Source organism: Exercitatus varius (assembly GCF_029577735.1).
Classification (GTDB): domain Bacteria; phylum Pseudomonadota; class Gammaproteobacteria; order Enterobacterales; family Pasteurellaceae; genus Exercitatus; species Exercitatus varius.
On record NZ_JARQTO010000009.1, the window covers coordinates 97,388 to 110,353 of the forward strand.

Annotated in this window: 10 protein-coding genes; 6 read left to right on the plus strand and 4 right to left on the minus strand. The window is 46.0% G+C overall.

What is annotated here, in order from left to right:
- From P7M01_RS07550 to bioD, 3 genes are read left to right on the plus strand one after another with little or no spacing between them, the layout of a single operon-like run.
- Positions 1–666, plus strand: a complete 666-nt coding sequence (locus P7M01_RS07550; protein ID WP_317483452.1) for a DUF452 family protein — start codon at positions 1–3, stop codon at positions 664–666.
- Positions 657–1,430 (plus strand): malonyl-ACP O-methyltransferase BioC, encoded by a 774-nt coding sequence (gene bioC, locus P7M01_RS07555; RefSeq protein WP_317483453.1) that lies wholly within the window; start codon positions 657–659, stop codon positions 1,428–1,430. Before P7M01_RS07550 ends, bioC begins: the two co-directional genes overlap by 10 nt.
- On the plus strand, positions 1,420–2,064 hold the full coding sequence (bioD, locus tag P7M01_RS07560) for a dethiobiotin synthase (RefSeq protein WP_317483454.1): 645 nt from the start codon (positions 1,420–1,422) through the stop codon (positions 2,062–2,064). The genes bioC and bioD overlap by 11 nt, the downstream gene beginning before the upstream one ends.
- A 255-nt stretch (positions 2,065–2,319) precedes the next feature.
- Here the strand turns inward: bioD and P7M01_RS07565 are convergent, their stop codons facing one another.
- The 4 genes from P7M01_RS07565 to P7M01_RS07580 form a co-directional block, all read right to left on the minus strand.
- Positions 2,320–3,180, minus strand: coding sequence for a phosphoribosylaminoimidazolesuccinocarboxamide synthase (locus P7M01_RS07565; protein ID WP_317477283.1), 861 nt, complete (start codon positions 3,178–3,180; stop codon positions 2,320–2,322).
- Positions 3,181–3,303: 123 nt separating this feature from the next.
- Positions 3,304–4,926, minus strand: coding sequence for an alpha,alpha-phosphotrehalase (gene treC / locus P7M01_RS07570; RefSeq protein ID WP_317483455.1), 1,623 nt, complete (start codon positions 4,924–4,926; stop codon positions 3,304–3,306).
- Positions 4,927–5,019: 93 nt separating this feature from the next.
- Positions 5,020–6,447 carry a PTS trehalose transporter subunit IIBC gene (gene treB / locus P7M01_RS07575; RefSeq protein ID WP_394853436.1) on the minus strand — a complete coding sequence of 476 codons (1,428 nt, stop codon included), beginning with the start codon at positions 6,445–6,447 and terminating at the stop codon, positions 5,020–5,022.
- A 109-nt stretch (positions 6,448–6,556) separates the two neighbouring features.
- On the minus strand, positions 6,557–7,495 hold the full coding sequence (locus tag P7M01_RS07580; RefSeq protein WP_317483456.1) for a LacI family DNA-binding transcriptional regulator: 939 nt from the start codon (positions 7,493–7,495) through the stop codon (positions 6,557–6,559).
- A gap of 159 nt (positions 7,496–7,654) precedes the next feature.
- Between P7M01_RS07580 and prfC the strand changes: the two genes are divergently transcribed.
- From prfC to ettA, 3 genes are all read left to right on the plus strand, one after another.
- Positions 7,655–9,235, plus strand: coding sequence for a peptide chain release factor 3 (prfC, locus tag P7M01_RS07585; RefSeq protein WP_317481544.1), 1,581 nt, complete (start codon positions 7,655–7,657; stop codon positions 9,233–9,235).
- A gap of 200 nt (positions 9,236–9,435) precedes the next feature.
- The gene (gene trhP, locus P7M01_RS07590; RefSeq protein ID WP_202935848.1) at positions 9,436–10,806 is read left to right on the plus strand and encodes a prephenate-dependent tRNA uridine(34) hydroxylase TrhP; all 1,371 of its coding nucleotides are present in this window, start codon (positions 9,436–9,438) and stop codon (positions 10,804–10,806) included.
- A gap of 450 nt (positions 10,807–11,256) precedes the next feature.
- Entirely contained in the window at positions 11,257–12,927 is a 1,671-nt protein-coding gene (gene ettA / locus P7M01_RS07595) for an energy-dependent translational throttle protein EttA (RefSeq protein WP_317483457.1), read from the plus strand.
- Positions 12,928–12,966: the final 39 nt, after the last annotated feature.

Genomic DNA, 12,966 nt, shown 5'->3' on the forward strand with positions numbered 1-12,966 from the left:
GTGCGCTATCAACATATTGCACGCCAACAGCGTAAATTGCTTGTGTATTTTTCCGGCTGGGGAACGCCAATCAGCATTGCGAAATCTTTAGAGTTACCGAACGATTTCGATTTACTGATTTGTTACGATTACCGAGATTTGAATCTTGAATTTGATTTTTCGGGCTATCAAGAAATTTATGTGGTGGCTTGGTCTCTAGGTGTTTGGGTGGCTGAACGTGTTTTACATGCTATTCCTTTGACTTACGCTGTGGCGATCAATGGAACGGGGGCACCTAAACACGATCAATTTGGCATTCCAACGGCAGTTTTTGAAGGTACGCTTGCGTCTTTAAACGAAGAAAATCTTGTAAAATTTGAACGCAGAATGTGCGGTAAAATTGCCCTAGAAAATTACCGCTTGTTACCTGAAAAGCGAGATTTCATAGAAGTAAAACAAGAGTTAGTGCACTTAAATGATTGTATTATGCAAGATAATCGAACGGGGTTGTTAGTGTGGCAAAAAGCCATTATTGGCAACAAAGATAAAATTATTCCAACACAAAATCAGCTTGAATACTGGCAAAATCAACCGCAAACCAAAATTCAGCTTATTGATGCGGAGCATTATCTTTTTAATCACTTTTCCGGTTGGCAAAAACTGCTTGAGGGTGTGACGTGCAGTTAGTGGATAAACAGCAAGTTGCCATCCGATTTTCACAAGCAAAATCGGAATATGATAATAATGCGATTGCTCAACAATGTATTGTACAAAAGCTGATGGCGTTACTCGCAACCCAAGGCAAAGCTTTTGGCAAAATACTTGAAATAGGTTGCGGCACAGGTATGTTAAGTGAACAACTTGTATCGCAATGCTCTTTCGAGCGTTTGGTACTAAACGATCTTTGTCGCGATTATGAGCCTGCTTTACGCAAAAAATTACCTTATTCTTCGGTGCATTATCACTTCGGTGACGCGGAGCGAGAAAATTTCGGCATAGGTTATGATTTGGTGATTTCCGCTTCTGCAATTCAATGGTTTGAAAATGAAGCGAACTTCCTGAAAAAGACGGCCAACATGCTGAATGATGACGGTATTTTATTGTTTAATACATTTTCGCCTAAAAATCTTTATGAAATTAAGTGTCTGCTCAAAACGGGATTAACTTATCCCACCGAAGACGAATGGTATAAATTATTAGCCGATGAATTTGAAGTTCTTGTTTTAACAACGGAAGAAATTCCCCTTTATTTTGATTGTGCATTATCAGTACTAACACATTTGAATAAAACAGGGGTAAGCATTATTAATCCGTCTAAATGGTCGGACAATCGTCTAATGCAGTTTGAACAGCGTTATCGTACGCGATTTCAGCAGGATTTAGGCGTGACATTAACTTATACGCCACTTTATGTACTGGTTCGTAAAAAAAGGAAACAACATGCTTGGTAAAGTGATTTTTGTATCGGGTATTGATACGGATGTAGGGAAAACCATTGCAACAGGTTTTTATGCTAAGATATTGCAGGAACAAGGCTTTTCAGTAATTACGCAAAAAATGATTCAAACCGGCTGTGAAGGGATTGCGGCCGATATTTTAGTGCATCGCAAAATTCAAGGCATTGATTTATTGCCTGAAGATAAAGCAGGTTTAACTTGCCCTTATGTTTTTCCTTATCCTTGTTCGCCACATTTAGCGGCGCGTTTAGCGCATACGGAAATTGATGAAAATAAAATTAACCGCGCGGTTCATCAATTAAGACAAAAATATGATTATGTCTTGTTAGAAGGGGCCGGCGGACTGGCTGTGCCTTATACCGAAACGAGAACTACCTTAGATTATTTGAAAACACAGCGGTATCCGCTAATTTTGGTTAGTTCGGGTAAATTAGGCAGTATTAATCACACATTACTCAGTTTGATAGCCTGCCGGCAATATCAAATTCCGTTGGAAGCATTGGTTTATAACCGTTATCTTGATCAAGATTCACTAATCAGCCGAAATACGGAAGAATATTTATCACACCATTTACAACAATATTTCCCGAAAGCGAAATTTATTGGTTTAGATAATATCAATATTTAACGCAACATACTCATCATGCCAGCAGAGCTCTTTTGGGGAACATCGAAAAATAATGTTTTTATCCTCGACAGTTTGAAACGGCTGAAGAGCTCATCGTTGCAGTCAAACAGCATCTTGAATACGATAGCCGTCAACATATTCAACAGAAATTAAAAAGACTGATTCCGATAGATTCTCGAAATCAGTCCTGATGCGTATCGTTGAGGTTTCGCGGGCGGAACAAAAAACGTTTAAAATTTTGACCGCACTTTACGCTTATTTCGTTAACAAATCCAAGGCTTCCTGATATTTCGCCACGGTTTTTGCAATCACTTCCGCCGGCACTTTCGGCGCAGGCGGTTGTTTGTTCCAGCCGCTTTGTTCCAACCAATCGCGTACAAATTGCTTATCAAAAGACGGCGGATTAGTGCCTTCTTTGTAAGTCTCCACCGACCAAAAACGGCTGGAATCCGGCGTCAGCACTTCGTCCATTAAGGTTAAGGTGCCGTTTTCATCCAAACCGAATTCAAATTTGGTATCGCAAATAATAATGCCTTTGCTTAATGCGTACGCCGCCGCTTCTTTGTAAAGGGCAATGGCGGCATCGCGCACCTGCGCCGCCAATTCTTTGCCGATTTGACGTTCGCATTCCGCATAACTGATATTAATATCGTGATCGCCCACCTCTTCTTTGCTGGACGGAGTGAAAATCGGCTCCGGCAATTTGCTGGCTTCCACCAGACCTTTCGGTAATGTCAACCCGCAAATGGTGCCGGTTTGGCGATAATCTTTTAGGCCCGAACCGGTTAAATAACCGCGCACGATGGATTCTATTTTAATCGGTTTCAGGCGCTTCACCACCACCGCACGGTCTTTCACCGAATCCGCTTCCGCTTTCGGTAATACGTCGTAAACCGTTTCGCCGGTGAAATGGTTCGGCATAATATGCGCCAGTTTTTTGAACCAGAAATTGGAAATCTGCGTCAGAATTTCGCCTTTACGCGGAATCGGATCATCCAAAATCACATCGAAGGCGGACAACCGATCCGACGCCACCATCAACATGCGTTTATCATCGATTTCGTAAAGATCACGCACTTTACCGGAATAAATTTTTTTTAAGCTTAACTCTGCCATGATAGTTGCCTTTTATGGGGAAAAATTCGGCAAAATTATACCGCATTTTTTCAAAAAGGTAAGCAAACGATTGCGAAAAGTAAAACCCTAAAGCAAAAACGCACCGTTTTGCCGCTTTTATTCTCAACCCAACCAATAAATTCCCTGGTAAGGTTTTAGGATTAAAAAATCATCCGATTTTTCAACATCGTTATAGTTATTCATCAGCACTTCACCATGCGGCTGCAAACAAACCCTTTGAACCGTACGACTGAAGTTCGCAACTACGGTTAATGTCTGTCCGTCGGCTTTGCGTTTATAAGCCCACACGAATTCATGATTCGGCAACAGATCGCAATAATCGCCGTCGGTAAACACGGGCAGCTCTTTGCGGAGCCGGATTAAACGCTGATAAACGTAAAACACCGAATGTTTATCCGCCAGCGCCTGTTCAACGTTGATTTCCGCATAACTTTTCGCCGCCTCAATCCAAGGCGTACCGTCGGTAAAGCCGGCATTCGGGGAAGCGTCCCATTGCATCGGCGTGCGGGAATTGTCACGGGATTTCTGGGCTAAAACTTGTAAAATTTCGCCCGCACTTTTCCCTTGATCCTGCAGAATTTGATACGCATTCAGACTTTCCACGTCACGATACTGTTTAATTGAAGAGAAATTCGGATTAATCATGCCGATTTCTTCGCCCTGATAAATATAAGGCGTGCCTTGCATACCGTGCAGCACCATCGCCAGCATTTTGGCGGAAGCGGTGCGAAATTCGCCTTCATCGCCAAAACGGGATACGATACGCGGCTGATCATGATTACACCAAAACAGCGCATTCCACGCACGATTATGCATACCTTGCTGCCAATAGTTGAAAATGGATTTCAGCTGGACGTAATCCGGTTTAGCATAAGTCCATTTTTCGCCGTTCGGATAATCCACTTTCAGATGATGGAAATTAAAGGTCATGGATAGCTCGTTGCCCGCTAAATTGGCATATTGCTGACAATGTTCCAGCTTGGTGGAAGACATTTCGCCGACGCTCATTAAATTGAAAGGTTTAAGCGCATTTTTATTTAAATCCTGCAAATATTGGTGAATTTTCGGCCCGTCCGTATAAAAACGACGGCCGTCGCCTTCGAAATCGTCTTCGAACACCGCCGGTTTGGAAATCAAATTCACGACGTCTAACCGTAAACCGTCCACCCCTTTTTCCGCCCAAAAACGGCAAATATCGTACAGTTCGGCGCGCAATTTAGGATTTTCCCAGTTGAGATCCGCCTGCTCCGGCGCAAATAAATGCAAATAATATTTTTGCGCTTTGTCCGACCATTTCCACGCACTGCCGCCGAATTTGGATTGCCAGTTGGTAGGCTGCTCGCGCCAGATATAATAATCGTGATATTCGCTGTTCGGATCTTCGCCCTGTTTGAACCAGTCGTGAAAGGTTGAACTGTGGTTGAACACCATATCCATCACGATACGAATATGACGTTTGTGCGCTTCGGCGACTAATTGCTCGAAATCGTCCATCGTGCCGTAAATCGGATCGATATTACGATAATCGGCGATATCGTAACCGTTGTCGATTTGCGGCGATACGTACATCGGCGTCAGCCAGATACCGTCAACACCAAGGCGCTGCAAATAATCCAAACGACGAATAATTCCCTGAATGTCGCCCGTGCCCGAACCGGTACTGTCCTGAAAACTTTTCGGATAAATCTGATATATAACGCCGTTTTTCCACCACTCGGTTTGCATGTTGAATTCCTTAAAATAGTCAAGAATAAAGGTAAAAGTGCGGGCGTTTTTTGCAACGTTTTTTCACCGCACTTTGAGAGAATAAGAGAAAGATTATTCGATTTCGCCTTTCAGCGTTTTGCGTTTATAAACCGCCATGGTCAACACAAGCGGCACCACAATGGCAACTAACATGGCAAGCGCATAAAAGCCCCAGTATTGGTGTTGAATGGAAAGAATGCCCGGTAATCCGCCGACGCCGATACTACCGGCCAGCACGCCGGCAAAACCGCAGATCAATGCCGCGCAGGCCGAACCTGTCATAGCGCATAACATCGGGAAACGGTATTTTAAGTTAATGCCGTACATGGCCGGTTCGGTTACGCCAAGGTAAGCAGAAAGCGCCGCAGGCACCGCTATTTCGCGTACGCTGGCTTTCTTCGCCATAATCAGCACTGCAACGACGGCGGAAGCCTGCGCGATATTTGACAACGCGATTAACGGCCATACCGGTGTGCCGCCGATGCTTTGGATCATTTGCATATCAATGGCCAATGAAGTTTGGTGTACGCCGGTCACGACAAGCGGCGCATACAGAAAACCGAATAAAGCCGCTCCGATAGGCGCGAATTCGCCGGTCATCGCCGCTTTCACCACAAAGGCGACGCCGTTACCGATTTCACGACCGATAGGACCGATGATACTGTGCGCCAAAAATACGGCTAAAATAAGCGAAGTCACAGGCACAATGATCAGATTTAAGAAATCCGGCACGATTTTATTTAAGAAACGTTCGATATAAGAAAGGGTTAAGCCCGCCATAATAGCCGGAATAACCTGCGCCTGATAACCGACTTTTTCAATAGAAAACAGACCGAAATCCCATACTTCCGGAATTTGTGAACCCAAGGCATAGGAATTCATTAATTGCGAAGACACCAACGTTATACCAAGGGTGATACCAAGAATCGGAGAAGTGCCCATTTTACGCGCGATGGACCAACAGATTCCCACCGGCAGGAAGAAGAAAATCGCCTCGCCGATAAGCCATAAGAAACTGTGCATACTCGCCCAGAACGTACTGATATCGACCAAGGTTTTCGTTCCGTCGTCAAACATTTTAATATCGCCGATCACGTTACGAAAACCTAAAATCAAACCTCCGCTGATCAAAGCCGGTAACAGCGGGATGAAGATATCCGCCATATGAGAAATCAGGTTTTCATACCATTTTTGATTTTGACGGGCGGCGGCTTTCACTTGCTCTTTGTCCACACTGGCCAAACCGGTTTTTTCCAGCAGGATTTTGTAATAATCGCCGACTTCCTGCCCGATAACCACCTGATATTGTCCGCCGGTTGAAAAATTCGCTTTTACCATCGGCAATTCTTCGATGGCTTTGGCGTTCACTTTGCTTTCATCGTTTAAAACGAAGCGTAAGCGGGTGATACAGTGCGTTACCGTCACAATATTTTCCCGACCGCCGATATAAACGATTAATTCGTCAATATTTTTAGGATCCACCTTACTGATTTTCGCCATAGGATATTTCTCCAACTATTAAAATTGTTTCAATTATAACCCATGAACATACCGTGTAAATGGGAACGTTCCCACTTTTATTCAGAAATGTGACAAGGATCACAAAAATTTAAGATTGTTCAACTGAAATCAGATGATGTTCCGTTAAAGATTCTCCCTGCAACTGCCGCATTAATAACTCCACCGCTTTCAGTCCGGCCTGATAATAGCCGAAATCAAAAGATAAAGCGTTTGGCAACATATATTGCAGTGGCTCGTTATATCCTACGTATGCCATCTGAAAAATCTTTCCGGATTGTTGGGAAAATTTAAACGCGCCTAAAGCAAGCCGACCGGTAGCGCAAACCAGCGCATCCACCGGTTGGGTAAAAAGCTCCGCACAATGACGGTATGCACTTTCCGCGCTAAGTTCCACCAATGTCAAATTCGGGAGAATATGATGAGAGCGACAAAATTGTAAATAACTTTGAGTGCGAAGCTTACCCGTGGTTTCGTCACTGTCCTCAATGCCCAAATAAGCGATCCGGCGATGCCCTTGTCGGTAAAGCTCCGACATCAGGCAAGTAATCGCCTGCTCATCATTATAATAAATAGAATTAATATTCGGATAAGTGCGCGCAATCACAACCAAAGGGCCTTGCCACTCCCGCACGATTTCAGGAGGTAAGGGGAAAAAACCAAAAAGAATAACGGCATTAACCTGACGTTTACGAAAAAGCTGAAAATGATGCCGCACTTGTTCGGCTTGAAAGCGGCTTTCGACTATCAGCGGCGTAATATGTTCGACTTGCAGCGCCTGTAAAATTGCGCGTAAAGTTTGCGATTCGCTGCCCGAATCAAGTTTTGAAACAATCACGCCGACCACCGGTTCCCGCCCCGCTCGCATAGCACGTGCGGAACGATTAGGCTGAAAACCGAGCCGATCAATGACCCGTTGCACTTTCTCTCGAGTTTCCGACCGCACTTTAGGATCCTTATTCAGCACGCGGGAAACCGTCGATTTCCCCACATTGCAGAGTTTGGCAATTTCATTAATGGTGTATTTCATAAATACGTATTCTAAATATTGGCGTGATAAATTGTGAAAAAATTATACTGAAAATAGGTTTCCGCCGCTATATAAAAGCTTCTCCCTTTATTGGCATCTTGCACAAAATCCCGAAATAACCGAAAATACGCCCCAATTTTAACCAAATAAGAATCCATCATGTCATATCCACAAGAAGTCAATAAACGTCGCACTTTTGCGATTATTTCTCACCCCGACGCGGGTAAAACCACCATCACGGAAAAAGTGTTGCTGTACGGAAACGCCATTCAAACCGCAGGTTCAGTGAAAGGCAAAGGCTCACAGGCCCATGCCAAATCCGACTGGATGGAAATGGAAAAACAACGCGGGATTTCCATTACCACGTCCGTCATGCAATTCCCTTATAACGATTGCCTGGTGAACCTGCTCGATACGCCGGGACACGAGGACTTTTCGGAAGACACCTACCGCACATTAACCGCCGTGGACAGCTGCTTAATGGTGATCGACGCGGCAAAAGGGGTGGAAGATCGCACCATAAAATTAATGGAAGTGACCCGTTTGCGCGACACGCCGATTTTAACCTTCATGAACAAACTCGACCGCGATATTCGCGATCCCATGGAATTATTGGACGAAGTGGAAAGCGTGCTGAAAATCCATTGCGCGCCGATCACCTGGCCTATCGGCTGCGGAAAATTATTTAAAGGCGTGTACCATCTTTACAAGGACGAAACCTATTTATATCAAACCGGTCAAGGACACACCATTCAGGCTGTGCGCATCATCAAAGGCTTGAACAATCCGGAGCTGGATGCCGCCGTGGGCGACGATTTGGCGCAACAACTGCGTGAAGAACTGGAATTGGTCCAAGGCGCCTCCAACGAGTTTGATCAAACCTTATTTATTCGTGGCGAACTGACGCCGGTATTTTTCGGAACGGCATTAGGGAATTTCGGCGTCGATCACTTCCTCGACGGCTTAACGCAATGGGCGCCAAAACCGCAAGCGCGTCAGGCGGATACTCGCATCGTCGAAAGTGCGGAAGAAAAATTCACCGGTTTTGTGTTCAAAATTCAGGCGAATATGGATCCGAAACACCGCGACCGCGTGGCGTTCCTGCGCGTCGTTTCCGGCAAATACGAAAAAGGCATGAAACTCAAACACGTACGCATCGGCAAAGACGTGGTGATTTCCGACGCGCTCACCTTCATGGCGGGCGATCGTACTCACGCGGAAGAAGCCTATGCCGGCGATATTATCGGCTTGCACAACCACGGCACCATTCAAATCGGCGACACCTTCACCCAAGGCGAAGAACTGAAATTCACCGGTATCCCGAACTTTGCGCCGGAACTGTTCCGCCGCATCCGACTGAAAGATCCGTTGAAACAAAAGCAATTGCTGAAAGGCTTGGTACAGCTTTCCGAAGAAGGTGCGGTACAGGTTTTCCGCCCGCTGACGAACAACGATCTCATCGTCGGCGCGGTGGGCGTGTTGCAGTTTGACGTGGTGGTTTCACGGCTGAAAACCGAATATAACGTAGAAGCCGTTTACGAAAACGTCAACGTGGCGACCGCGCGCTGGGTGGAATGCGGCGACGCGAAAAAATTCGAAGAATTTAAACGCAAAAACGAACAGAATTTGGCGCTCGACGGCGGCGACAACCTCACTTACATTGCGCCGACCATGGTAAACCTGAATCTATCACAGGAACGCTATCCCGACGTGACCTTCTTCAAAACCCGCGAACATTAAAAAACTCGCTCAAAATCGACCGCACTTTTGATTAGCATGAAAAGTGCGGTCGATTTTTCACTAATTTTTTTGATTGATTCAAAAACGGCAATAAACCTTAACGCACTTTGTGCGACGCCGGCTTTATGATAGAATACCGCCCTTTTAACGGCTTGCCTTCCGGCAGGCTACTGACTTGAACTCAGACAAACGGAAAATCTATGACATTCAAACCCGAACTGCTCTCTCCTGCGGGCACTCTAAAAAATATGCGTTACGCCTTTGCTTACGGCGCCGACGCCATTTATGCGGGACAACCGCGCTACAGTTTACGCGTGCGCAACAACGAATTTAACCACGAAACCCTAAAACAAGCTATCGACGAAGCCCACGGTTTGGGCAAGAAATTTTACGTGGTAGTGAACATTGCGCCGCACAATTCAAAATTAAAAACCTTCGTAAAAGACGTACAAAAAATCGTCGAAATGAAACCGGATGCTTTAATTATGTCCGATCCGGGCTTAATTATGCTGGTGCGCGAAAACTTCCCGGAAATGGCGATTCATCTTTCCGTACAAGCGAATGCGGTGAACTGGGCGACGGTGAAATTCTGGAAACAAATGGGCCTAACCCGCGTGATTCTTTCCCGCGAACTTTCTATTGACGAAATCGCCGAAATCCGCCGCCAGGTTCCGGATATCGAACTGGAAATTTTCGTGCACGGCGCTTTATGCATGGCCTATTCCGGACGTTGCCTGTTATCCGGTTACATCAACAAACGGGATCCGAACCAAGGCACCTGTACCAACGCCTGCCGTTGGGAATACAAACTGCAGGAAGGAAAAACGGACGATGTGGGCAATATCGTGCCGAAATTCGAACCGGAAATCGATGTGAAAAACGTGGCGCCGACCTTAGGCGAAGGCACACCGACGGACAAAGTGTTCATTTACACCGAACCGAAACGTCCGGACGAACCGATGACGGCATTCGAAGACGAACACGGCACCTATTTTATGAACTCAAAAGACTTGCGTGCGGTGCAACATGTGGAAACGCTGACTAAATTAGGCGTGCATTCGTTAAAAATCGAAGGACGCACAAAATCCTTCTATTATTGCGCCCGCACCGCGCAGGTTTACCGCAAAGCCATTGATGATGCCGCCGCCGGCAAACCTTTTGACGAAAGTCTGTTAACCACGCTGGAAAGCCTGGCTCACCGCGGTTATACCGAAGGTTTCCTGCGTCGTCACACTCACGACGAATATCAAAATTATGATTACGGTTATTCCGTTTCCGAACGCCAGCAGTTCGTCGGCGAATTTACCGGCAAACGCAACGCACAGGGAATGGCGGAAGTGGCGGTGAAAAACAAATTTCTGCTGGGAGATGAAGTGGAAATGATGACGCCGAAAGGCAATATTGTCTTCAAAATCAACCGAATGCTGAACCGCAAAGGGGAAATGACGGACGCCGCCTTAGGCGACGGACATTTCGTCTATTTAGACGTGCCGGAAGACATTCAGCTGGATTACGCCTTATTAATGCGTAATTTAAACGGCGCCGACACCCGCAATCCTCATCAAAAATAGCACGTTTAAGCCCTTTCTCGTTAAAGGGCTTTTCATTTTCTCGTTTTATCAATGAAATACATTTTTTCACTTATTTATCACAAAATTTTGACATATATCAAATAAACGCCAAATCAGACTTTTCAAGCTGAAACTTTTCCGCTACCATGCGCTCCGTCAAGTAATTGCTTGATATTCATAAAGTTCCTAAATAAAATAATCATAAATAAATAGCTAAACTACTTTCCTACCGCCGTTTTGGCGGTTTTTTTTGCTTATTTTTCAATGAATTGTCACTCTCAATTTATTCAGATTTATTTTAGCGGCGGTGGCTTTTTTAGTTAAAGCCTCAAAAAACTAATCAAAATTCGACCGCACTTTTCACGGATTAAGACCACAAATCACTTACAAATTCCGGCGAATTCCAGTAGAATGCACGGCTAAATTTGAATCACAAAGATGGAATCCAATATGTCATCACAATTTGTTTTTACCATGCATCGCGTGGGAAAAGTCGTTCCACCGAAGCGTCATATTCTTAAAGATATTTCTTTAAGCTTTTTCCCCGGCGCCAAAATAGGTGTGCTCGGTTTAAACGGCGCAGGTAAGTCCACTCTGTTACGCATTATGGCGGGCGTGGACAAAGAATTCGAAGGCGAAGCGCGTCCGCAGCCGGGAATTAAAATCGGTTATCTGCCGCAGGAACCGAAGTTGGAACCGCAACAAACCGTACGTGAAGCCGTTGAAGAAGCGGTTTCCGAGGTGAAAAACGCGCTGACTCGGTTAGATGAAGTCTATGCCGCTTATGCCGATGAAAACGCCGATTTCGATAAACTGGCCGCGGAACAAGCGCAGTTAGAAGCCATTATTCAGGCGCACGACGGTCACAATCTCGATAACCAGCTGGAGCGCGCGGCCGATGCGCTTCGTCTGCCGGAATGGGACGCTAAAATCGAACATTTATCCGGCGGTGAACGCCGTCGCGTGGCGCTTTGCCGTTTGTTGCTGGAAAAACCGGATATGCTGTTGCTGGACGAACCGACCAACCATTTGGATGCGGAATCCGTGGCCTGGTTAGAACGATTCTTGCACGACTACGAAGGCACCGTGGTGGCCATTACCCACGACCGTTATTTCTTAGACAACGTAGCCGGCTGGATCTTAGAGCTCGACCGCGGCGAAGGCATTCCTTGGGAAGGCAATTATTCTTCCTGGCTGGAACAAAAAGAAAAACGTTTAGCCCAGGAACAGGCGACGGAATCGGCTCGCCAAAAATCTATCGAAAAAGAATTGGAATGGGTGCGTCAGAATCCGAAAGGCCGTCAGGCGAAGAGCAAAGCGCGTATGGCCCGTTTTGAAGAACTCAACAGCGGCGAATACCAAAAACGTAATGAAACCAACGAACTCTTCATTCCGCCCGGTCCGCGTTTAGGCGACAAAGTGATTGAAGTGGAACATTTGACCAAATCTTACGGCGACCGCACGTTAATCGACGATTTGTCCTTCAGCATTCCGAAAGGTGCGATCGTCGGCATTATCGGTGCCAATGGCGCCGGTAAATCTACGCTTTTCCGTATGCTTTCCGGCAAAGAACAACCGGATTCCGGTTCCGTCACCTTAGGCGAAACCGTGGTGCTGGCTTCGGTGGATCAGTTCCGCGACGCCATGGACGATAAAAAAACCGTGTGGGAAGAAGTCTCCGGCGGTCAGGATATTTTAACCGTCGGCAACTTCGAAATCCCAAGCCGCGCATACGTCGGACGCTTTAACTTCAAAGGCGTGGATCAACAAAAACGCGTAGGCGAACTCTCCGGCGGCGAACGCGGACGTTTACATTTAGCCAAATTGCTGCAACGCGGCGGTAACGTGTTGTTATTGGACGAACCGACCAATGATTTAGACGTAGAAACCTTACGCGCCTTAGAAAACGCTATCTTAGAATTTCCGGGCTGCGCCATGGTGATTTCCCACGACCGCTGGTTCTTAGACCGCATCGCCACCCACATTCTGGACTACGGCGACGAAGGCAAAGTGACTTTCTACGAAGGTAACTTCTCCGACTACGAAGAGTGGAAAAAGAAAACCTTAGGCGACGCGGCGGCTCAACCGCATCGCATGAAATATAAACGCATTGCGAAATAATGTAACGATTCGGGCTGTTTTTTTCACGAAAAACAGCCT